Source organism: Streptomyces sp. NPDC048424 (assembly GCF_040651555.1).
Taxonomy (GTDB): domain Bacteria; phylum Actinomycetota; class Actinomycetes; order Streptomycetales; family Streptomycetaceae; genus Streptomyces.
The window spans coordinates 126056-146734 of sequence record NZ_JBEZKE010000011.1 but is presented as its reverse complement, the minus strand read 5'-3'; the positions used below and the strand labels follow the sequence as shown (position 1 = coordinate 146734).

The following is a 20679-nucleotide window of genomic DNA, read 5'->3' as shown; positions in this document are numbered from 1 at the left end:
AGCGGGTAACCCGTGCGTCGAGAGCTGGCGGGCGTCGATTTCCAAGGCTGCTACCTGCACGTAGAGTTGGGAACCCGCCACAGAAAGGGACACCCGGTGCAGCGTTACGACCGGCTGAGGGAAATCCTCCGTCTCGACCCCGACAAGGACTTCCTCGCCATCTACCGGCTCACCGCCACCTACGAGTTCCCCTGGGACTTCACCCGGGCCCTGGAACTCGCCCTCTTCCGGACATATGCCGTGCCCAGCATCGGCGGTCTGCTGGCCGAGACCGCCGAGTTCACCGACCGGACGCAGAAGCGGTACGACGACACGGCGCTGCTCCTCGACGCGGTCGTCGAGCACGGCTTCGAGAGCGACACCGCGCGCACCGCGATCCGCCGCGTCAACCAGATGCACCGCAGCTACGACATCTCCAACGAGGACATGCGCTACGTCCTGTCCACCTTCGTGGTGATCCCGACGCGCTGGCTCGACGCCTACGGCTGGCGCGCGCTGACCCACCACGAGCGCCGGGCCTGCGCGAACTACTACGCCACCCTCGGCCGCCACTTGGGCATCACGGACATCCCGGACTCCTACGAGGAGTTCGAGGACACCCTGAACGCCTATGAGGAGGCCCACTTCGGCTGGGACGAGGGAGCCCGCAAGGTCGCCGACTCCACGCTCGACCTGATGGCCTCCTGGTACCCGGCGCCGCTCGCACCCGCCGTGCGCCGCGGGAGCCTCGCCCTCCTCGACGAGCCGCTGCTGCGTGCCTTCCGGTACGAGGCGCCGCGCCCCCGGGTCCGGCAGCTGGTCCGGGGCGCCCTGCGGCTGCGCGGCCGCGCGGTGCGACTGCTGCCGCCGCGCCGGGACCCGCACTACGCCCGCCAGAACCCGGAGATCAAGGGCTACCCCGACGGCTACGACGTCGGTGAGCTCGGGACGTTCCCGGTGCCGGGCTCGGGCGGCTGCCCCGTTCCGCACCCCCGCCGGCCCGCCGGAGCGGAGGCACAGCCTCCGGCCTGATTCCGGGGGCGTCCGCGGATCCCGGGCGCGACGGCGACGTACGAACGCATGTCACGGGTGGTGCACGGCCAGCACCAGGAAGCGGTCGTCCTCGTCGGCGTACGAGGTCATCTCCCAGCCCGAACCCGCCAGCAGCGGCGCGAGGTTGTGCTCGGCCCGCATGTCCTCCGGGGTCAGCTCGCGGCCGTGGCGAGCGGCGAGGGCCGCTCGCCCGATCGGGTGAAAGAGCGCGAGCCGGCCGCCGGGGCGGACCACCCGGGCGAGCTCGCGCAGGTTCGCTCCGGGGTCGGGCAGGTGGGCGATGAGCCCGGCGGCGAACACCGCGTCCAGCACCCCGTCGCGCAACGGCAGCCGGGCCACGTCGGCGAGCAGCAGGGCGCCCTCGGCACCCCGTCCGGCCCGCTGCGCGGCGGCCAGCATCTGCGGGGTGAGGTCGGCGCCGAGCACCGTTCCGGCGGGTCCCACGGCGGCCCGCAGCGCGGTCATGGCCCGGCCGGTGCCGCAGCCCGCGTCGAGCACGCGGTCCCCGGGCCGCAGCCCGAACTCGGCCACGGCGGTGGTGAACGCGGGCCCGTCGCCCGGGAACTTGCGGTCCCAGTCGGCGGCGCGCGCCCCGAAGAACTCCTGCACGTGTGTGTGGTCTTCGCTCATGCGCCCATGATCCCGCACCGGCGTGCGCCCGCGTGCCCGCGTGCCTGCGGACCGTGCGCAAGGTGGCACGTGGTGTGATCGAAGATGAACGTAGCTCTGTCATATTCCAGCAGTTCCAGCGTCTTTCGAAATGCGCCCCCTGTTCGCGCTCTCACCCGGACTAGCGTCCGGTGGCCATGGGACACCTGGGACATCTGGACCACGCCGCCTACGGGTGGCTCACACCCGTGCTGTCATACGTGATGGCATCGATCGGCGCCGCCCTCGGGCTGCGCTGCACCGTCCGCGCGCTCGCCGCGACGGGCGCCTCCCGCCGCAACTGGCTCCTCACCGCGGCCTCCGCCATCGGCACCGGCATCTGGACGATGCACTTCGTCGCGATGCTCGGCTTCGAGGTCAACGGCACCGAGATCCACTACAACGTGCCGCTCACCATCCTCAGCCTGCTCGTCGCCATGCTGGTCGTCGGCGCCGGGGTCTTCGCCGTCGGCTACGGCAAGGACCGCGGCCGCTCGCTCGTCCTCGGCGGTCTCACCACCGGACTGGGCGTCGCCAGCATGCACTACCTGGGCATGGCGGCTCTGCGCCTGCACGGCGAGGTCTCCTACGATCCGCTCACCGTGGGCCTCTCCGTCGCCATCGCCGTGATCGCGGCCACCGCGGCCCTGTGGGCGGCGCTCAACATCAAGTCACCGGTGGCCGTCGCCGTCGCCTCGCTCGTCATGGGCGCCGCGGTCAGCAGCATGCACTACACCGGGATGATGGCCGTCGCGGTCAGCGTCAGCCCCTCGGACGCGGACCTTCCCGGCGCCACCGCCATGCAGTTCATCTTCCCGCTCGCCGTCGGCCTGGGCTCCTACCTGTTCATCACCGCCGCCTTCGTCGCGCTCTCCCCGACGGCCGACGAACGGGCCGCGTCCGCTTCGGCCGCCCGGCATCTCGGGGAGCACACCGTGACCGCGCACTGAGCCCGCCCGGTTCCCGTACTCCCGCCCGGCCCCACCGCCGCTGCACCCGCACCGAACCGCCACCGCACCCGTAGGCACCGCCCGGAACGAGGAGCCCATGCGAACACCCCGCAGAAAACCGGAAGCAGCGGCGCCGCGGCTGCCCGCGCCCCCGGCACGCGGCCGCCGGGCCCACGCCGGACCGCCGGCCGAGGAATCGGCGGAACACCGGTCCCACCAGCCCCTCCCGGGCGCTCAGGCCGCCCCGCCCGCCCGCGGATTCCGGCTGCGGCTGCGCCCCGCCACCGTTCGCGCGAAGATCGTCTCGCTGCTGATGGTCCCGGTCGTCTCGCTCCTCGCCCTCTGGGGCTTCGCCACCGTCACCACCGCCCAGGACATCGCCCGCCTCAGCCGCATCCACCAGGCCGACGCCGAGATACGCACGCCCGTCGCCGCCGCCGTCACCGAACTCCAGGCCGAGCGGCGGGCCGCCGTCCGCCTCCTCGCCGACCCCGCCGCCGACCCGGGCGCCCTGGACCAGCAGGCCCGCAGCACCGACACCGCCGTCCGGCGGCTGCGGCTCGGCGACCGCCACACCGTCGCCGACTCCGGCGACTACCGCTCCGACATCGTGGTCCGCCTGGGCGCGTTCGTCGTCGCCGCCGAGGCCCTGGAATCGGCCCGCAAGGACATCACCGACCGCCGCGCCACCCCCGAGGCGGCCTACGAGATCTACACCCGCGTGGTCGACTCCGCCTTCGCCGTGGGCGGCGCCCTGACCGGCGGCGAGGACGCCGAACTCGGCCCCGACGCCCGGGTCCTGCTCGAATTCGCCCGCGCAGGGGAACTCCTGTCGCGCGAGGACGCCTTGCTCGCCGTACCGGGCCCGCGCAGCGCCGAAACGCTTCGGCAGCTGACCGGCACCATCGAGACCCGCCGTGCGCTCACCGACTCCGCGGCCCGCGACCTCCCCGCCGCCCAGCAGGCCGCATGGGAGTCCGTCGCCAAGAGCGCCGCCTACGCCGACCTCACCGGCGCCGAGGACCGGGCCCTGGCCGCGGGCACCTCCAAGGACGGCCGCGGGGCGCCCGCCGGCTGGGAGGCCGCCCAGACCGGCATCGGTGCCTCGATGCGGGAGATCGAGGAAGCGGCGCACGCCGCTGCCGCCGAGCGGGCCGACCCGCTCGCCGAAGGCGGGCTCAGCCCGGCCGGCGCCGCCGTCCTGCTGGGCCTGGCGGCCGTCGCCGCCTCGCTCGTCATCTCCGTACGGATCGGCCGCGCGCTGGTCGTGGAACTCGTCTCGCTGCGCAACACGGCCCTGGAGATCGCCCACCGCAAACTCCCGCAGGCGATGGAACGGCTGCGCGCCGGCGAGGACATCGACGTCACCGCCGAGACCCCGCCCGGACCGCCCGCCGACGACGAGATCACCCAGGTCGGCGAGGCGCTCGGCACCGTCCACCGGGCCGCGCTGAGCGCCGCCGTCGAGCGGGCGGAGCTGGCCAGCGGGGTCTCCGGCGTCTTCGTCAACCTCGCCCGCCGCAGCCAGGTCCTCGTGCACAAGCAGCTCACCCTGCTCGACTCGATGGAACGGCGCGCGGACGACCCGAACGAACTCGGCGACCTCTTCCGCCTCGACCACCTCACCACACGGATGCGCCGGCACGCCGAAAGCCTGATCATCCTGTCGGGTGCGGCCCCGGGGCGCGCCTGGCGGATGCCCGTCCCCCTCACGAACGTCGTACGGGCCGCGGTCTCCGAGATCGAGGAGTACCCGCGCATCGAGGTCCGCCAGCTCGCCGAGGCCGCCGTGGTCGGGGGCGCCGTCGCCGACCTCACCCACCTGCTCGCCGAACTCATCGAGAACGCCGCACAGTTCTCCCCTCCGCACACCAAGGTCCGGGTCAGCGGCGAACCCGTCGGCGCCGGCTACGTCCTGGAGGTCGAGGACCGCGGGCTCGGCATGGGCCGCGAATCCCTCGGCGACGCCAACCGGCGCATCGAGCAGTCCGAGGCGCTCGACCTCTTCGACAGCGACCGGCTCGGGCTCTTCGTGGTCAGCCGACTCGCCGCCCGCCACGGGGTGAAGGTGCACCTGCGGACGTCGCCCTACGGCGGCACCACCGCGGTGGTGCTCCTGCCGAACTCGATGCTCCAGGGCGCGCTCACGGTCGGCGCCCCCGGTTCAGCCTCGGCCCCAGCTCCCGGCCCAGGCACCGCCCCCGGCCACGAGCGGTCGGCCGCGGCGCCGCCACCGGAGTCGCCGGCGCAGGCGGAGGCCCCGCCCGCCATGACCGTCGTACGGGAGGACGCGCGCGGCTCGGCGGTACGGGAGGACCCGCGCGGCATCTCGGCCGCGGAGCCGACCCCCGCGCCCGAGGAGCCGCGCCCGGCCCCGGTGGCAGCGCTGCGGCCGCGCGCTCCCGGCGGCGCGGCCGCCCGTGGCCAGGCGGCGTCGACCCCTTCCGGAGCCTCTGGCGCCTCTGCCGCCTCTGTCCGCTCGGGCCTGTCGGCTCCTTCAGCTCCTTCAGCCCCTTCAGCCCCTTCGGCCTCGGTGACGGAGCTGCCGCGGCGGGTGCGCCAGGCCAGCCTCGTCCCGCAACTCCGCGAGGCCCCCGCCCCGAAGGCCCCGGCCGGGGTCCGCCTTCCCGAGGACCCGCCGGGCCGCAGTCCGGAGCAGGCCCGGGACCGGATGGCGGCGTACCGGGCCGGCTGGGTCCGCGGCGCCCAGGAGAACTCCCCCCACGCAGGCAGCGAAGGAGAACTGAGATGATCGAACACCAGAGGATCGACCTCGACGGCGTGCGCAGGTCCGGCGAGCTGGACTGGCTGCTGGACGACATGGTGCGCCGGGTCCGAGAGGTCCGGCACGCCGTGGTCCTCTCCAACGACGGGCTGGCGGTCGGCGCCTCCAGCGCCCTCAGCCGGGAGGACGCCGAGCACCTCGCGGCGGTGGCCTCCGGCTTCCACAGCCTGGCCAAGGGCGCGGGCCGGCATTTCCACGCCGGGGGCGTGCGCCAGACGATGGTCGAGATGGACGAGGGCTTCCTCTTCGTGGCGGCCGCCGGAGACGGCTCCTGTCTCGCCGTGCTCAGCGCCGCCAGTGCCGACATCGGCCTGATCGCCTACGAGATGGCCCGGCTGGTGAAGAGGGTCGGCGAGCACCTCTACACGCCGCCCCGGTTCGCGGCGCGGCCGCCGGCCGCCGGCTGAGGGCGGCGGTCCGCGACATGGACGGCCAGTGGTACGACGCCGACGCGGGCCCGCTCGTCCGCCCGTACGCCATGACCGGCGGGCGTACGAAGCCGGGACCCCACGGGGTGCGCTTCGACCTGATCGCCCTGGTCGTGGTGGACCCGGAGGGCACGGACGAGGCGGCCGAGTCGTTGCTCGGCCCCGAACACCGGGCGTTGCTCGGACTCTGCCGGGCCGAGACCCAGTCGGTGGCGGAGCTCGCCGCCGACGCCGACCTGCCCGTGGGGGTGGTGCGGGTCCTCCTCGGGGACCTGCTGGAGGGCGGGCACGTCAAGGTGAGCCGGCCGGTGCCGCCGGCGCAGCTGCCGGACGAGCGGATTCTGCGTGAAGTCATCGAGGGATTGCGAGCGCTTTGATGGGACAGCATGACAACGGACCTGCCGGACCGGTCCCGGGCCCGGACATTGATGTGGACGTGGACACGGACATGGACCCCGGGGAGGACGCCGAACTGGCTTCCCTCGCGCTGAAGATCCTCGTGGCGGGCGGCTTCGGCGTCGGGAAGACCACGCTGGTGGGCGCGGTGAGCGAGATCCGGCCGCTGCGGACGGAGGAGCTGCTGAGCGAGGCGGGCGAACTGGTCGACGACACGGGCGGCGTGGCGCAGAAGACGACGACGACCGTGGCCATGGACTTCGGGCGGATCACCATCCGGTCCGGGCTGTCGCTCTACCTGTTCGGCACTCCGGGGCAGGACCGGTTCTGGTTCCTGTGGGACGAGCTGTCGCAGGGCGCGCTCGGCGCGGTGGTGCTCGCCGACACGCGGCGGCTGGAGGACTGCTTCCCGGCGGTGGACTACTTCGAGCACCGGCGCATCCCCTTCGTGGTGGCCGTCAACTGCTTCACGGACGCGCGACGGTACGGGGCGCACGACGTGTCGCGGGCGCTGGACCTGGACCAGGGGACGCCGGTGGTGCTGTGTGACGCGAGGGACAAGGACTCGGGGAAGGAAGTGCTGATCAGACTGGTCGAGTACGCCGGGCGGGTGCACACCGCCCGGCTGCTCGACTCGGTGGAGCCGCAGGCCGATTCCGTGTGAACGGAGTCCGTGTGAACGGGGTCCGTGGGAACCGGCCGGCTGGTCGACCCGTGGGGCCGGTCAGTCCGCGATTGCGGCGAGGGCGATCACCTTGTCGATCGGGACCCGGACGAGGAGTTCGCTCGGGACGGCATTGCGGCGGCCGAAGGACTCGGCGCGCTCCTCGCCCATGTAGCGGGCGCCGATCCGCGTCGCCCAGGTGAGCAACGCGTCCGCGTCGTCGTCGTATCCGCTGATCTCGGCGCGGCCCTGGAGCACGACGTACGAGAAGGGCGGCTGGTCGTCGTCCACGCAGAGCGCGACCCGGCCGTCACGGGCCAGGTTGCGCCCCTTGACGGTGTCCTTGCCGGTGTTGAACACGAAGGAATCTCCGTCGAGTACGAACCAGATGGGAGCGATGTGCGGGCTCCCGTCCTCGCGGACGGTGGAGAGCTTTCCGGTGCGGGTGGAGTGCGAGACGAACGCCCGCCATTCCTCTTGAGTCATCTTCTTCGCCATGGGGACATCCTCCTTGCCCCAAAGGCGCTGGTGGGGAAGGCTTGCGGCACGAGTACGAGGGGTGGGGCGCGGCCGGGCCGGCCGTGTCAACGGGGAGGGGCTGGGAATGGCACTGGACAAGCAACTGGACTGGCTGCTGGACGACCTGACGCGCAGGGTGCAGCAGGTGCGGCATGCGGTGGTGCTGTCCAACGACGGCCTGGTGACGGGGGCGAGCGCGGGACTGGCGCGGGAGGACGCCGAGCACCTGGCGGCCGTCGCGGCCGGTCTGCAGAGCCTGGCGAAGGGGTCCGGGCGGCATTTCAGGGCCGGTGAGGTCCGCCAGACGATGATCGAGTACGACGAGGGGGTCCTCTTCGTCATGGCGGCGGGCGCGGGGAGCTGCCTGTGCGTGCTGAGCGCGGCCGAGGCGGACATCGGCCAGGTCGCTTACGAGATGACGCTGCTGGTCAATCGGGTGGGCGAGCACCTGGGCGTCGCGGAGCGGCGCATCACCGGCGGCTGACTCCTGCGGGGGTGGGGGCGGGGGCGCTCCGGAGAGTTATCCACAGGCGGCGCGGATGTCGTAGCGCTGGGTTACGGTCTTCACACAGAGTAATCACTGCTCGTGGGGGAGGACCGTGATGATGCAGATGGGGACCGTGCTGCGGGACGTCGAGGTGGCCGTGCGGCGCGCGGGGAGCGAGGCGGCTGCCGAACCGGGCGGCGCAGCCGATGTGCTGGTGGGCGGCGTGCAGGCCGCGGGGGAACTGGGGCTGGCCCGTGGCGAGTTCGCCAGGGCCGTCCAGCTGGGGATGGTGCGGGCGGCGCGGCCGACCGCGGGCGGGGCCGCGCGCTACGCACGGGCGGAGCTGGACCGGGCCAGGTCGGCGGCGGGCGGAGCGGACGCACTGCGCGAGCGGGTCGAGGCCGTGGCCGGAGCGGAGGCGGGAGCCGGGGTGCTGGGGATCGGCCCGAGCCGGTTCACCCGCCTCGCGCGCTGCGGACACGTCACCCCGGTCGGCTACCGGATCAACCGGTACCGGGCCGTGGTGTGGCTCTATCTGGCCGCGGAACTACGGGCCTTCGCGGCACGTGAGCCCGGGATGCTGCGCGGGACCGCGCCCGAGGCGGACCGGGAGCTGATGGCGGCCAAGGAGGACCTGCGCCCGCGCAGGTGGCGAGGGCGGCACGTCGGGCTGCTGCTGAGACGTACCGCCGACCCCTGGGAGCGCGCCGCCGTACTGGCCTCCGTGCTCCCGGAGGAGGAGCTGCGGGCGGCCGTGCCGGACCCGGGGGAGCGGATCGTCCTGGCCGCGCTCGCACCGCCCCCGCCCTACGGGCATCCGCAGGTCCCGGCGTCGGCGGCGGTCGCGCTGCGGCTGCTGAAGGCCGGGCCGCCGGAGGAGGTCCACTGGTACCGCACCAGCCTGGACTTCGCCCTGACGGGGGCTCGGGGTCAGTCGAAGTCGACGGGGGAGAGGGGGCCGACGTAGACCCAGGCCCCGGCCTCGCGCGAGAAGCTGCTGTGCTCGTGCAGCGAGCCGGTGTGCCGGCCCTCGCGGTAGTGGGCGCGGAACTCCACCGAGCCCTCCGTCTCGAACATCCCGCCGCGCTCGGTGGCGAGGATCTCCAGCCGCTCCCAGCGCTGCCCCGGGTCCAGGTCGAGATGGGCGGGACGGGTCGAGGGGTGCCAGGAGCGCAGCAGGTAGGTGGTGTCGCCGACGGCGAAGGCGCTGAACCGGGAGCGCATCAGCCGCTCGGCGGTGGGTGCCTGCTGGGCACCGGAGTGGAAGCGGCCGCAGCACTCCGGGTACGCGGCGGGCAGCCCGCAGGGGCAGGGGAGGGCGGAGGTGGGCATGGGCGTGCTCAGTTCTTCGGGGCGGGCTCGGACGGCCGGGCCGGATCGGCCGGCTTGGCGGGGTACGGACGGAAGAGGCCCTCCTGGACCACGGAGACCAGCAGCTTGCCCTCCACGTCGTAGATGCGGCCCCGGGCGAGACCGCGGCCGCCGTGCGCGATGGGTGACTCCTGGTCGTACAGGAACCACTCGTCCGCCCGGAACGGCCGGTGGAACCACATGGCGTGGTCGAGCGAGGCCATGTCGAAACCGCGCATGCCCCACAGGGGCTCCACGGGGATGCGCACGGCATCGAGGAGGGTCATGTCGCTGGCGTAGGTGAGAGCGCAGGTGTGCACGAGCGGGTCGTCGCCCAGCGGGCCGACCGCGCGCATCCACACCGCGCTGCGGGGGTCGGCGCCCTTGAGCTCCTCCGGAGTCCAGCGGAGCCGGTTCACGTACCGGATGTCGAAGGGCTGGCGGCGGGCCATCCGCTCCAGCGCCTCCGGCAGCGCGCCGAGGTGCTCGCGGATCTCGTCCGCGACCTTGGGGAGCGTGTCCGGGTGGGGGAAGTGGTGAGGAGGCAGCTGGTGCTCGATGCTGCCCTCCTCCGGATGATGGAAGGAGGCGGTGAGATTGAAGATCGTCTTGCCCTGCTGGACCGCGGTGACCCGGCGCGTGGTGAAGGACCGCCCGTCGCGCACCCGCTCCACCTGGTACACGATCGGCACCCCGGGGATGCCGGGGCGCAGGAAGTACGCGTGCAACGAGTGCACCGGGCGGTCGCTCTCGACGGTGCGGCCCGCCGCCACCAGCGCCTGGCCGGCGACCTGGCCGCCGAAGACGCGCTGGAGGGACTCCTGGGGGCTGGCGCCACGGAAGATGTTGACCTCGATCTGCTCCAGATCGAGCAGATCGACCAGTCTCTCGGCGGGGTTCGTCATCAGAGGATCTCCACTGTCGGGTCCGGGCGGGCCGGCGGAATGCCGGAGCAGGTCAGAGGGCGCCGAGCTCGCCGACCGAGGTGACCCGGATGACGGCCCGGCCCTCCTCGTCCGAGGCCGCGAGGTCGACCTCGGCGCTGATGCCCCAGCCATGGTCGCCGTTGGGGTCGGCGAAGGTCTGGCGGACGCGCCACAGGCCGTGCGCCGGGTCCTCCTCGATCTGCAGCAGCTTGGGGCCGCGCGCGTCGGGGCCGGTGCCCAGGTCGTCGTACTCGTCCCAGTACCCGTCCATGGCATCGCCCCAGGCGTCGGCGTCCCAGCCGGACTCGGCATCCAGCTCGCCCAGCACGTTGACGTGGTCGAGGGCGGCCAGCTCCACCCGGCGGAACATCGCGTTGCGGACCAGGACGCGGAAGGCGCGCGCGTTCGCGGTGACCGGCTTGACCTGGTCGGCCTTCTCCTGGGCCTGCTCCGCCGTCTCCACCTCCGGGTTCGCCAGCTGCTCCCACTCGTCGAGCAGGCTGGAGTCGACCTGGCGGACCAGTTCGCCGAGCCATTCGATCAGGTCCTGGAGGTCCTCGGACTTGAGGTCGTCGGGGATGGTGTGGTCGAGCGCCTTGAACGCGCTGGCCAGGTAGCGCAGCACGATGCCCTCGGTGCGGGCCAGCTCGTAGAAGGAGGTGAACTCGGTGAAGGTCATCGCGCGTTCGTACATGTCGCGGATGATCGACTTCGGGGAGACGGGGTGGTCGCGCACCCACGGGTGGCTCTTGGCGTACACGTCGTAGGCGTGGAGGAGCAGCTCTTCGAGCGGCTTGGGATAGGTGACGTCCTGGAGCCTCTCCATCCGCTCCTCGTACTCGATGCCGTCGGCCTTCATCTGGCCGACCTGGATGCCGCGTTCCTTGTTCTGCTGGGCGGCCAGGATCTGGCGCGGGTCGTCCAGCGTGGACTCCACCACGGACACCATGTCCAGGGCGTAGGAGGGGGACTCCGGGTCCAGCAGGTCGAAGGAGGCCAGCGCGAAGGTGGACAGCGGCTGGTTGAGCGCGAAGTCCTGCTGGAGGTCGACAGTGAGCCGGATGGTGCGGCCCTCGGCGTCCGGGGTGTCGAGCTTCTCGACCACACCGCCGTCCAGCAGCGAGCGGTAGATCGCGATGGCCCGGCGGATGTGCCGGATCTGGGCCTTGCGCGGCTCGTGGTTGTCCTCGAGGAGGTGGCGCATCGCCTTGAAGGCATCGCCCGGCCGGGCGATGACCGACAGCAGCATGATGTTGGTGACCTTGAAGCGCGAGGTCAGCGGCTCCGGGTCGGCGGCGATGAGCTTCTCGAAGGTGGTGTCCGACCAGGCGACGAAGCCCTCCGGGGCCTTCTTGCGCACCACCTTGCGGCGCTTCTTCGGGTCGTCGCCCGCCTTCGCGAGGGCCTTCTCGTTCTCGATGACGTGTTCGGGCGCCTGTGCGACCACGTAGCCCGCCGTGTCGAAGCCGGCCCGGCCGGCGCGGCCGGCGATCTGGTGGAACTCGCGGGCACGCAGCGTCCGGACCCGGTTGCCGTCGTACTTGGTGAGCGCGGTGAACAGCACCGTACGGATCGGGACGTTGACGCCGACCCCGAGGGTGTCCGTACCGCAGATGACCTTCAGCAGACCGGCCTGGGCGAGCTTCTCCACCAGGCGGCGGTACTTGGGCAGCATGCCGGCGTGGTGCACGCCGATCCCGTGCCGGACGTAGCGGGAGAGGTTCTGGCCGAACTTGGTGGTGAAGCGGAAATTGCCGATCAGGTCCTGGATCTTGTCCTTCTCCTCGCGGGTGCACATGTTGATGCTCATGAGCGACTGCGCCCGCTCGACCGCCTGGGCCTGGGTGAAGTGCACGATGTAGACCGGAGCCTGCCGGGTCTCCAGCAGCTCGGTGATCGTGTCGGTGATCGGCGTGGTGACGTACTCGTAGGACAGCGGGACGGGCCGGGTCGCGGAGCGGACCACGGAGGTGGGCCGGCCCGTGCGCCGGGTCAGGTCCTCCTCGAACCGCTTCATGTCGCCGAGGGTCGCCGACATCAGGACGAACTGTGCCTGCGGCAGCTCCAGCAGCGGGATCTGCCAGGCCCAGCCGCGGTCCGGCTCGGCATAGAAGTGGAACTCGTCCATCACGACCTGGCCGATGTCGGCGTGCTTGCCGTCGCGCAGGGCGATGGAGGCCAGCACCTCGGCGGTGCAGCAGATCACCGGGGCGTCCGCGTTCACGGAGGCGTCGCCGGTCAGCATGCCGACGTTCTCGGTGCCGAAGAGCTTGCACAGGTCGAAGAACTTCTCCGACACCAGGGCCTTGATCGGGGCGGTGTAGAAGGTGACCTTGTCCTGGGCCAGGGCCGTGAAGTGCGCGCCGGCCGCGACGAGGCTCTTGCCGGAGCCCGTCGGGGTGGACAGGATCACGTTCGCCCCGGAGACGACCTCGATCAGCGCCTCCTCCTGAGCCGGGTACAGGGTGATGCCCTGGTCCTCCGCCCACGAGGAGAAAGCCTCGAAGAGGGCGTCGGGGTCGGCGTTCGGCGGGAGCTGATCAATGAGGGTCACACCCCCCATCTTGCCTGGCTTCCCCCCGGATCAGGGAACCGGCGGACGGGAGGAAGATCATCGACGGTACGCTGTGCCGTCGATGGGGCCCGAACGAAACAGTCGACGGGGCCCGACCACAACACCACCGGGGCGGGAAACGACCATGATGGGTCCGGCGCACTCACTGTCCGGGGCAGCGGCCTGGCTGGGGGTGGGTGCGGCGACCGCGGCGGCCGGACACCCCATGCCGTGGCCGGTCCTCGTCGTCGGCGCGCTCATCTGCGCCGGGGCGGCCCTGGCCCCCGACCTCGACCACAAGTCGGCGACGATCTCGCGCGCCTTCGGCCCGCTCTCCCGGGGCCTGTGCGAGGTGGTCGACAAGATCTCCTACGCCGTCTACAAGTCCACCCGCTCCAAGAAGGACGCCCGCCGCACCGGCGGCCACCGCACCCTGACGCACACGTGGCTCTGGGCCGTCCTGATCGGCGGCGGCGCCTCCGCGCTCGCCGTCACCGCCGACCGCTGGGGCGTGCTCGCCCTGCTCTTCGTGCACCTGGTGCTGGCGGTCGAAGGCCTGCTGTGGCGGGCGGCCCGGATGTCCAGCGACGTCCTGGTCTGGCTGCTCGGCGCGACCAGCGCGTGGATCCTGGCCGGGGTGCTCGACCAGCCCGGCAACGGCGCGGACTGGCTGTTCACCGGCCCGGGCCAGGAGTACCTCTGGCTCGGCCTGCCGATCGTGCTCGGCGCCCTGGTCCACGACATCGGCGACGCGCTGACCGTCTCCGGCTGCCCGGTCCTGTGGCCCCTGCCGATCGCCGGCAAGCGCTGGTACCCGATCGGCCCGCCGAAGATGATGCGCTTCCGCGCCGGCAGCTGGGTGGAGCTCAAGGTCCTCATGCCGGTCTTCGTCCTGCTGGGCGGCTTCGGCGGCGCCTCCGCCCTCGGGTTCATCTAGCCCCCTTTGGCGCCCCCCTTCCGGCCGGCGCCGGCAGCTCCTTAATTCACTGGCGCGCTTCGGGCGGCAGCGGAATGATCCGGGACGTCCGGGCCGCCCAGTGAGGGAGCTGTGATGACCGTTTTCGCGTCCGAGACCGCTGGATCCCCGCCGGAGGTCCGCGTTGCGGGCGGGGCGCTGCGCGGCACCCGGGAGGAGGGTGTGGCGGTCTTCCGCGGCATCCCCTTCGCCGAGCCGCCGGTCGGCCCGTTGCGGTTCGCCGCGCCGCGGCCCGTACGGGGATGGCACGGCGTGCGGCCGGCGGTGTCGTACGGCCCGCCGCCACCGCAGGGCGGCCACTTCGGCATGGACGCGCGGGCACGGGACGCGGCGGGCGACGACTGGCTCACGGTCAACGTCTGGTCGCCCGAGCCGGGCCCGGGCGCGGCGCTGCCCGTGATGGTGTGGATCCAGGGCGGCGCTTACTCGATCGGCATGTCGGGTCTCCCCGAGTACGACGGCGGCCGCCTGGCGCGTGACGGCGGTGTCGTCGTGGTGACGTTCAACTACCGCGTCGGTCTGGAGGGGTTCGGACAGATCGAGGGGGCGCCCGCCAACCGGGGCCTGCTGGACCAGGTCGCCGCCCTGGAATGGGTGCGCGACAACATCCGCGCCTTCGGCGGTGACCCGGGCCGCGTCACGGTCTTCGGCCAGTCGGCGGGCGCCGGATCGGTCGCCGCGCTGTCGGCGATGCCGCGTGCGGCCGGGCTCTTCCGCCGCGCCGTCGCGCAGAGCGTGCAGGGCACCTACTTCTCGCCGGAGCTCGCCGCCGACATCGCAGCCGCCTGCGCCGCCGAGCTGGGACTGCGCCCCACGCTCGCCGATCTCTCCGGGGTTGACCCCGCCCGGCTGTCCGCCGCCGGTGACGCGGTCGGCGCCAAGATGGACCAGTGGGCGGACCGCTGGGGCCCTGTCGCGCACCGGGCGGTCCCGTTCTCGCCGGTCGTCGGAGACGAGTCCCTCCCGGTCACGCCGTGGCAGGCCCTGGCCGATGGCGCCGGCCGGGACATCGACCTCCTCGTCGGCCACACCCGCGACGAAGTACGGCTGCTCACCGCCCTCGACGGACTGCTCGGCCAGGTCACCGCGGAGCAGGCGGAGACCGCCCTGCACGTCTTCGGGCCGGGCCGGGACGCCGCACGCCGCTACCGCGAGGCCCTTCCGGCCGCGGGCCCGGACGAGCTGTACGAGCTGGTCGGCTCCGACTGGCTGTTCCGCATGCCGTCCCTCCACCTAGCCCAGGCCCAGACCGCCGCCGGCGGCCGTGCCCACGTCTACGAGCTGACCTGGTCCGCCCCGGGCATGGGCGGCGCCCTCGGCGCCTGCCACGGCCTCGACGTGCCGCTGGTCTTCGGCAACCTGGAGCGCGGCCAGCCCGCGGTGCTGATCGGCGAGAGCCCGTTCCCGGAGGCGGAGGAGCTGTCCGCGCGCATGCGGGCCGCCTGGACGGCCTTCGCCGCCCACGGCGACCCCGGCTGGCCCGCGTACGGCAGCGGACAGCGCCTCGTACGGCTCTTCGGCTCCCGGCCGGACCTGGCCGCCTACCCGGAGGAGGCCTCCCGCCGGATCTGGCAGGACCACGCCTTCCCCGCCCTGCCGCTGCTCGGCACCTAGCCCGCCGGACCGCCAGCCCGCCGGACCGCCAGGCCGCGACCGTTCCCGCTGGTCAGCGGCGTGCCTTGGTCTTTCAGCTGATCGAATTCAGCGCCCATGGTCGGGAAAGCGCATTGTGCGCAGGGGTGTTGACGGATTGGGTTGCCAGGGTCAGGACGGTGGGGAAGGAAGCGAATGACAGGCATGCTCGACGGCTGTACACCCTGGCCCGAGGAGTTCGTCGACCGCTACTGGGCGGCCGGGCACTGGCGCGGCAACACGCTGGACAACCTGCTGCGCGACTGGGCCCTGCAGTACGGACCGCGGACCGCCCTCGTGCACGGAGCCACCCGCATCACCTACGCGAACCTGAACCGGCGCGTGGACCGCATGGCCGCCGGATTCCGGCTGCGCGGCCTCCGCCCCGGGCAACGGGTCGTCGTCCAGCTGCCGAACGTTCCCGAGTTCGTCATCACGGTCTTCGCGCTGATGCGCGCCGGCATGTTCCCCGTCCTGTGCCCGGTCGGGCACCGCGCGTCCGAGGTGTCCCCGATCGCGTGGGTCACCCAGGCCGTCGGCTACGTCGGTCCCTCGGCGTACCGGGGCTTCGACCACACGGCGATGGCCGCGGACATCGCGGCCGGAGGGCCCTTCCTGCGGCGGGTGTTCCCCCTGGAAGCGCCGGGTGACTCGTCCCCGTACGGCGGCTTCACGACCGACCCGTCGGGCTGCCACTACTTCCCGCTGCGTTCCCTCGACTCCCCGCCCGACCGGCCGCTCGCGCAGAGCGCCGACCAGGTGGCGTTGTTCCTGCTCTCCGGCGATGGCACCGAGGCGCCCGAGCTCATCGCGCGCACCCACAACGACTACGTCTACCAGGCGCGGGCCGCCGCCGAACTGGTCTCGCTCACCGAGGACGACGTGTACCTCGCCGCGCTGCCCGCCGCGTCCCACTTCGCCTTCGGCTGCCCCGGCATCGTCGGCACCCTCTCCGTCGGCGCCACCGTCGTGCTGACCGAGGACCCGGAACCGGCGGAAAGCCTTCCGCTCATCGAGCGGGAGCGGGTCACCCTCACCTCGCTGGTGCCCGCCGTCGCCCGGCGCTGGCTCGACGCGCTGCCCACGGTCCGGGCCGACGTGAGCAGTCTGCGTCTCGTGCAGATCGGCGACGGGCCCCTGGACCGGGCCACCGCCGAACGGCTGGGCCCCGAACTGGGCTGTCGCCTCCAGCAGGTCTTCGGCAAGGCCGAGGGGCCGCTCACCCTCACCCGGCCCGACGATCCGGACGAGACCGTGCTCACCACGCAGGGCCGCCCGCTCTCGCCCGACGACGAGATCCGCCTCGTCGACGCCGACGGCGAGGACGTGCCCGACGGGGAGCCCGGCGAACTCCTCGCCCGGGGCCCCTACACCCCGCGGGGCTACTACCGGGCGCCCGGCCGCAACGCGCGCTCCTTCACCGCCGACGGATACTTCCGCACCGGCGATCTCGCGCGGCGCACCCCGGAAGGCAACCTCGTGGTGACCGGCCGCCTCCAGGACGTGCGGCGGCGGGCCGACCGCGCGGAGCCGTCCGGCCCGTGACGGGCCGGACGGCCGCACAGCCGCCGGCCCGGGTCACCCGTGCCAGGACCGCCACAGCGCCGCGTACGCCCCGTCGGCCGCGACCAGCTCGTCGTGCGAGCCGAGTTCGCTGATCCGGCCGGCCTCGACCACCGCGATCACGTCCGCGTCGTGCGCGGTGTGCAGCCGGTGGGCGATGGCGATGACCGTGCGCCCGTCCAGCACCCGGGCGAGCGAACGCTCCAGGTGCCGCGCCGCACGCGGGTCCAGCAGCGAGGTGGCCTCGTCCAGCACCAGCGTGTGCGGGTCCGCCAGCACCAGCCGGGCCAGCGCGATCTGCTGCGCCTGCGCCGGGGTCAGCGCCGTACCCCCGGAGCCGACCTCGGTGTCCAGACCGGCCTCAAGGGCCCGCGCCCAGCCGTCCGCGTCGACCGCGCCCAGCGCCGCCCACAGTTCGGCGTCCCCGGCGCCCGTCCGCGCGAGGCGGAGGTTGTCGCGCAGCGAGCCCACGAACACGTGGTGCTCCTGGTTGACCAGCGCCACGTGCTCGCGCACCCGCTCCGCGGGCATCCGCGACAGCCGCGCCCCGCCGAGGGTGACCTCGCCGGTCCGGGGCGCGTAGATGCCCGCGAGCAGCCGTCCCAGGGTGGACTTGCCGGCGCCCGAGGGCCCGACGAGCGCCATCCGGGTGCCCGGCGGTACGGACATCGACACCTGGTGCAGGACGTCCACGCCCTCCCGGTAGCCGAAGTGGACCTCCTCGGCGCGGACGTCCCGGCCCTCGGGAGCCACCTTCGCGTCCCCGGCGTCCGGCTCGATCTCCCGTACGCCCACCAGCCGGCCCAGGGAGACCTGGGCGATCTGCAGCTCGTCGTACCAGCGCAGGATCAGACCGATCGGATCGACGAGCATCTGCGCCAGCAGCGCGCCCGTGGTCAGCTGCCCCACCGACATCCAGCCCTGCAGCACGCAGTAGCCGCCGATCATCAGCACCGAGCCGAGGATCGTCACGTAGGTGACGTTGATGACGGGGAAGAGGACCGTCCGCAGGAACAGCGTGTACCGCTCCCACGCCGTCCACTCCTTGATCCGCCGCTCCGACAGCGCGATCCGCTCGGGCCCGAGGCGGTGCGCCTCGACCGTGCGGCCCGCGTCCACCGTCTCGGTGAGAACGGCCGCGACCGCCGCGTAGCCGGCGGCTTCCGAGCGGTACGCCGACGGCGCGCGCCGGAAGTACCAGCGGCAGCCGATCACCAGCACCGGCAGCGCCACCAGCGCGGCCAGCGCCAGCGGCGGCGCGGTCACCGCGAGCGCGCCGAACAGCAGCCCGGCCCACACCACGCCGATCGCCAGCTGCGGGACGGCCTCGCGCATGGCGTTCGCCAGCCGGTCGATGTCGGTGGTGATCCGCGACAGCAGGTCACCGGTGCCGGCCCGTTCCAGCACGCCGGGCGGCAGTCCCACCGACCGTACGAGGAAGTCCTCGCGCAGGTCGGCCAGCATCTCCTCGCCCAGCATCGCCCCGCGCAGCCGGACCAGCCGGACGAAGAACGTCTGGACGGCGAGCGCCAGCGCGAACAACAGGGCCACGCGCCCCAGATGGAGCTCGCGCGCCCCCTGTGCCAGATCGTCCACGACCCGGCCCAGCAGGTACGGGCCGACCATGGAGGCGATCACCGCGACCGCGTTGACGGTCACCAGCACCACGAAGGCCCGCCGGTGGCGCCCGAACAGGCCGCGCACATAGCCCCGTACGGTCGCCGAATTGCCCACGGGCAGGGTCGCGGCCGACTGGGGGGCCGCCGGATCGTACTCCGGCGGCGCCAAGCCGATCATGCGGATTCCTCGATCTCTGTGAGTGCTTCTTCCAGCTCTGTCAGTTCCAGCCGGGCGAGGGGCCGCTGCTGCTCCTCGTCCGTCTCGCGGGTGACCACGGCCCGGTACAGCGGCTCACGGTGCAGCAGTTCGCGGTGCGTGCCGACCGCCGCCACCGTGCCCCCGTCGATGAGCACGACCCGGTCCGCGCGGTCCAGCAGCAGCGGCGAAGAGGCCAGTACCACCGTGGTGCGGCCGGCGCGCAGGGCCGCGACCCCGTCCGCGATCCGCGCCTCGGTGTGCGAGTCGACCGCGGAGGTCGGCTCGTCCAGCACCAGCACCTCCGGGTCGGTGACCAGGGACCGCGCCAGCGCCAGACGCTGACGCTGCCCGCCGGACAGCGAGCGGCCGCGCTCGGTGATCCGCGCGTCCATCGGGTCGTCGACCCCGTCCGGCGCCGACTGCAGCAGTGCGTCCAGCACGTCCGCGCACTGGGCGGCCGCCAGGGCCGCGCCGGTGTCGACCGCGCCGGAGGCCGGTACGTCGAACAGCTCCCGCAGGGTCCCGGACAGCAGCACCGGATCCTTGTCCTGTACGAGGACCAGCGTGCGCGCGGTGTCCAGCGCGAGCTCGTCCAGCGCGACGCCGCCGAGGAGCACCGACGGACCGTCGCCCGCCGCGTCGTCCTTCCCGTCGTCGTCCATGGGGTGGCCGCCGAGGCGTTCGGCGAGCCGGCCCGCCAGGTCCGGGTCCCCGCACACGACGGCGGTGAACCGGCCCGCGGGGGCCAGCAGCCCGGTCTGCGGGTCGTACAGGTCCCCGCCGGCGGCCGGTGCCTCCACCGCCCCGGTCCCGGCCCCGCCCTTGCCGGCGGCTTCGGCTTCGCCCGAGGCTTCGGCCTCGGCGGGACGCTCGGCGGCGTCCGTACGGGTCAGCGACAGCACCCGGGCGGCCCGCTTGGCGGAGGGGCGCGAGAAGGAGTAGGCCATGGCGATCTCCTCGAAGTGCCGCAGGGGATACAGCAGCGTCGCCACTGCGCTGAACGCCGCGACGAGTTCACCCACGGCGATGCGCCCGTCCACCACGAGCGTGGCGCCGTACCAGACCACCGTGATCAGCAGAGCGCCCGGAAGCAGCACCTGGATCGCGGAGATCAGCGCCCACATCCGGGCACTGCGCACGGCGGCCTTGCGGACCTCCTGCGAGGCCTCGCGGTAGCGGCCGAGGAACAGCTCCTCACCGCCGATGCCGCGCAGCACGCGCAGCCCGGCCACGGTGTCGGAGGCCAGCTCGGTGGCCTTGCCCGCCTTCTCCCGCTGGATGTCGGCGCGCTTGGTGGCGCGCGGCAGCAGCGGCAGCGCGGCCAGGGCGATCAGCGGTACGCCGATGGCCACGACCACGCCCAGCTCGGGTGCGTAGAACAGCAGCCCGACGCAGACGAGGACGACGGCGAAGACGGCGGCGAGGAAGCGGGAGACCGCCTCGACGAACCAGCCGATCTTCTCGACGTCGCCCGTGGACACCGCGACCACCTCGCCCGCCGCGACCCGGCGGGTCAGGGCCGAGCCCAGTTCGGCCGTCTTGCGCGCGAGCAGCTGCTGCACGCGTGCGGCGGCGGTGATCCAGTTGGTGACGGCCGTGCGGTGCAGCATGGCGTCGCCGACCGAGATGGCGACGCCGATCAGCAGGAGCAGCGCGCCGACGAGCAGCAGCCGGTTCGCGTCGCGTTCGACGACCGCGTCGACGCCCAGTCCCACGGCGTACGGCAGCCCCGCGATGCCGGAGAAGTGCAGCATTCCCCAGCACAGGCTCTTGAGCTGTCCGCCCAGCTGACCGCGCCCCAGCCACAGGAGGAAACGGGGGCCTGAGCGAGCGTCGGGTACCCCTGGATCCGGATACGGAAGATCGCTGATCTGCATGACGCCCCATGACTGGTCGAGTGGTCCAAACCGTGCAAGGTTCGCCTTCCGGACCGGCCCGGGGCAATCGATTT

18 protein-coding genes are annotated in these 20679 nt (G+C 73.0%); 11 read left to right on the top strand and 7 right to left on the bottom strand.

Annotated elements, in window-relative coordinates; all coding sequences use genetic code 11:
* The first annotated feature begins 96 nt into the window (after positions 1–96).
* Positions 97–1011 (top strand): oxygenase MpaB family protein, encoded by a 915-nt coding sequence (locus tag AB0D29_RS18340; protein WP_362855331.1) that lies wholly within the window; start codon positions 97–99, stop codon positions 1009–1011.
* 51 nt (positions 1012–1062) lie between these two features.
* Here AB0D29_RS18340 and AB0D29_RS18335 read toward each other — a convergent pair whose 3' ends face one another.
* Positions 1063–1662 (bottom strand): methyltransferase domain-containing protein, encoded by a 600-nt coding sequence (locus AB0D29_RS18335; RefSeq protein WP_362855329.1) that lies wholly within the window; start codon positions 1660–1662, stop codon positions 1063–1065.
* Between the two features lie 185 nt (positions 1663–1847).
* Between AB0D29_RS18335 and AB0D29_RS18330 the strand changes: the two genes are divergently transcribed.
* The 5 genes from AB0D29_RS18330 to AB0D29_RS18310 all read left to right on the top strand — a co-directional run bounded on the left by AB0D29_RS18330 (position 1848) and on the right by AB0D29_RS18310 (position 6903).
* Entirely contained in the window at positions 1848–2630 is a 783-nt protein-coding gene (locus AB0D29_RS18330) for an MHYT domain-containing protein (protein ID WP_362855472.1), read from the top strand.
* 97 nt (positions 2631–2727) lie between these two features.
* The gene (locus tag AB0D29_RS18325) at positions 2728–5382 is read left to right on the top strand and encodes an ATP-binding protein (RefSeq protein ID WP_362855328.1); all 2655 of its coding nucleotides are present in this window, start codon (positions 2728–2730) and stop codon (positions 5380–5382) included.
* On the top strand, positions 5379–5822 hold the full coding sequence (locus AB0D29_RS18320; protein ID WP_319733760.1) for a roadblock/LC7 domain-containing protein: 444 nt from the start codon (positions 5379–5381) through the stop codon (positions 5820–5822). The genes AB0D29_RS18325 and AB0D29_RS18320 overlap by 4 nt, the downstream gene beginning before the upstream one ends.
* 17 nt (positions 5823–5839) lie before the next feature.
* A complete protein-coding gene (locus AB0D29_RS18315) occupies positions 5840–6220 on the top strand; it encodes a DUF742 domain-containing protein (protein WP_362855326.1) in 381 nt (126 codons plus the stop codon).
* Positions 6221–6291: 71 nt separating this feature from the next.
* Positions 6292–6903, top strand: coding sequence for an ATP/GTP-binding protein (locus tag AB0D29_RS18310; RefSeq protein WP_362855471.1), 612 nt, complete (start codon positions 6292–6294; stop codon positions 6901–6903).
* 60 nt (positions 6904–6963) lie between these two features.
* On the opposite strand, the gene AB0D29_RS18305 is transcribed toward AB0D29_RS18310, so the two are convergent.
* The gene (locus tag AB0D29_RS18305) at positions 6964–7401 is read right to left on the bottom strand and encodes a PPOX class F420-dependent oxidoreductase (protein WP_362855325.1); all 438 of its coding nucleotides are present in this window, start codon (positions 7399–7401) and stop codon (positions 6964–6966) included.
* Between the two features lie 106 nt (positions 7402–7507).
* Between AB0D29_RS18305 and AB0D29_RS18300 the strand changes: the two genes are divergently transcribed.
* Positions 7508–7906, top strand: coding sequence for a roadblock/LC7 domain-containing protein (locus tag AB0D29_RS18300; protein ID WP_030709095.1), 399 nt, complete (start codon positions 7508–7510; stop codon positions 7904–7906).
* 118 nt (positions 7907–8024) lie between these two features.
* The gene (locus tag AB0D29_RS18295; RefSeq protein WP_362855323.1) at positions 8025–8876 is read left to right on the top strand and encodes a DUF6397 family protein; all 852 of its coding nucleotides are present in this window, start codon (positions 8025–8027) and stop codon (positions 8874–8876) included.
* On the opposite strand, the gene AB0D29_RS18290 is transcribed toward AB0D29_RS18295, so the two are convergent.
* The 3 genes from AB0D29_RS18290 to AB0D29_RS18280 are packed head-to-tail and all read right to left on the bottom strand — an operon-like array spanning position 8840 to position 12739.
* Positions 8840–9241, bottom strand: a complete 402-nt coding sequence (locus tag AB0D29_RS18290) for a YchJ family metal-binding protein (protein WP_362855322.1) — start codon at positions 9239–9241, stop codon at positions 8840–8842. The genes AB0D29_RS18295 and AB0D29_RS18290 overlap by 37 nt on opposite strands.
* An 8-nt stretch (positions 9242–9249) precedes the next feature.
* Positions 9250–10164: an acyl-CoA thioesterase II gene (locus AB0D29_RS18285; protein WP_362855320.1), complete on the bottom strand. Its 915-nt coding sequence runs from the start codon at positions 10162–10164 to the stop codon at positions 9250–9252.
* 52 nt (positions 10165–10216) lie between these two features.
* The gene (locus AB0D29_RS18280) at positions 10217–12739 is read right to left on the bottom strand and encodes a DUF3516 domain-containing protein (protein WP_362855318.1); all 2523 of its coding nucleotides are present in this window, start codon (positions 12737–12739) and stop codon (positions 10217–10219) included.
* A 145-nt stretch (positions 12740–12884) separates the two neighbouring features.
* Between AB0D29_RS18280 and AB0D29_RS18275 the strand changes: the two genes are divergently transcribed.
* From AB0D29_RS18275 to AB0D29_RS18265, 3 genes are all read left to right on the top strand, one after another.
* Complete coding sequence (locus AB0D29_RS18275; RefSeq protein WP_362855316.1) at positions 12885–13676, top strand: metal-dependent hydrolase; 792 nt, start codon at positions 12885–12887, stop codon at positions 13674–13676.
* A gap of 114 nt (positions 13677–13790) precedes the next feature.
* Positions 13791–15329, top strand: a complete 1539-nt coding sequence (locus tag AB0D29_RS18270; RefSeq protein WP_362855315.1) for a carboxylesterase family protein — start codon at positions 13791–13793, stop codon at positions 15327–15329.
* Between the two features lie 174 nt (positions 15330–15503).
* Complete coding sequence (locus AB0D29_RS18265) at positions 15504–16892, top strand: AMP-binding protein (protein WP_362855313.1); 1389 nt, start codon at positions 15504–15506, stop codon at positions 16890–16892.
* Between the two features lie 33 nt (positions 16893–16925).
* On the opposite strand, the gene AB0D29_RS18260 is transcribed toward AB0D29_RS18265, so the two are convergent.
* The gene (locus AB0D29_RS18260; protein ID WP_362855311.1) at positions 16926–18707 is read right to left on the bottom strand and encodes an ABC transporter ATP-binding protein; all 1782 of its coding nucleotides are present in this window, start codon (positions 18705–18707) and stop codon (positions 16926–16928) included.
* A complete protein-coding gene (locus tag AB0D29_RS18255; RefSeq protein WP_362855309.1) occupies positions 18704–20605 on the bottom strand; it encodes an ABC transporter ATP-binding protein in 1902 nt (633 codons plus the stop codon). The genes AB0D29_RS18260 and AB0D29_RS18255 overlap by 4 nt, the downstream gene beginning before the upstream one ends.
* Between the last annotated feature and the right edge of the window lie 74 nt (positions 20606–20679).

Bases quoted from the DNA above. Each gene is read 5' to 3' on its own strand.
- AB0D29_RS18335 (WP_362855329.1), bottom strand. From the start codon at position 1,662: ATGAGCGAAGACCACACACACGTGCAGGAGTTCTTCGGGGCGCGCGCC.
- AB0D29_RS18325 (WP_362855328.1), top strand. From the start codon at position 2,728: ATGCGAACACCCCGCAGAAAACCGGAAGCAGCGGCGCCGCGGCTGCCC.
- AB0D29_RS18320 (WP_319733760.1), top strand. From the start codon at position 5,379: ATGATCGAACACCAGAGGATCGACCTCGACGGCGTGCGCAGGTCCGGC.
- AB0D29_RS18315 (WP_362855326.1), top strand. From the start codon at position 5,840: ATGGACGGCCAGTGGTACGACGCCGACGCGGGCCCGCTCGTCCGCCCG.
- AB0D29_RS18310 (WP_362855471.1), top strand. From the start codon at position 6,292: ATGGACCCCGGGGAGGACGCCGAACTGGCTTCCCTCGCGCTGAAGATC.
- AB0D29_RS18305 (WP_362855325.1), bottom strand. From the start codon at position 7,401: ATGGCGAAGAAGATGACTCAAGAGGAATGGCGGGCGTTCGTCTCGCAC.
- AB0D29_RS18300 (WP_030709095.1), top strand. From the start codon at position 7,508: ATGGCACTGGACAAGCAACTGGACTGGCTGCTGGACGACCTGACGCGC.
- AB0D29_RS18295 (WP_362855323.1), top strand. From the start codon at position 8,025: ATGATGCAGATGGGGACCGTGCTGCGGGACGTCGAGGTGGCCGTGCGG.
- AB0D29_RS18290 (WP_362855322.1), bottom strand. From the start codon at position 9,241: ATGCCCACCTCCGCCCTCCCCTGCCCCTGCGGGCTGCCCGCCGCGTAC.
- AB0D29_RS18285 (WP_362855320.1), bottom strand. From the start codon at position 10,164: ATGACGAACCCCGCCGAGAGACTGGTCGATCTGCTCGATCTGGAGCAG.
- AB0D29_RS18275 (WP_362855316.1), top strand. From the start codon at position 12,885: ATGATGGGTCCGGCGCACTCACTGTCCGGGGCAGCGGCCTGGCTGGGG.
- AB0D29_RS18270 (WP_362855315.1), top strand. From the start codon at position 13,791: ATGACCGTTTTCGCGTCCGAGACCGCTGGATCCCCGCCGGAGGTCCGC.
- AB0D29_RS18265 (WP_362855313.1), top strand. From the start codon at position 15,504: ATGACAGGCATGCTCGACGGCTGTACACCCTGGCCCGAGGAGTTCGTC.
- AB0D29_RS18260 (WP_362855311.1), bottom strand. From the start codon at position 18,707: ATGATCGGCTTGGCGCCGCCGGAGTACGATCCGGCGGCCCCCCAGTCG.
- AB0D29_RS18255 (WP_362855309.1), bottom strand. From the start codon at position 20,605: ATGCAGATCAGCGATCTTCCGTATCCGGATCCAGGGGTACCCGACGCT.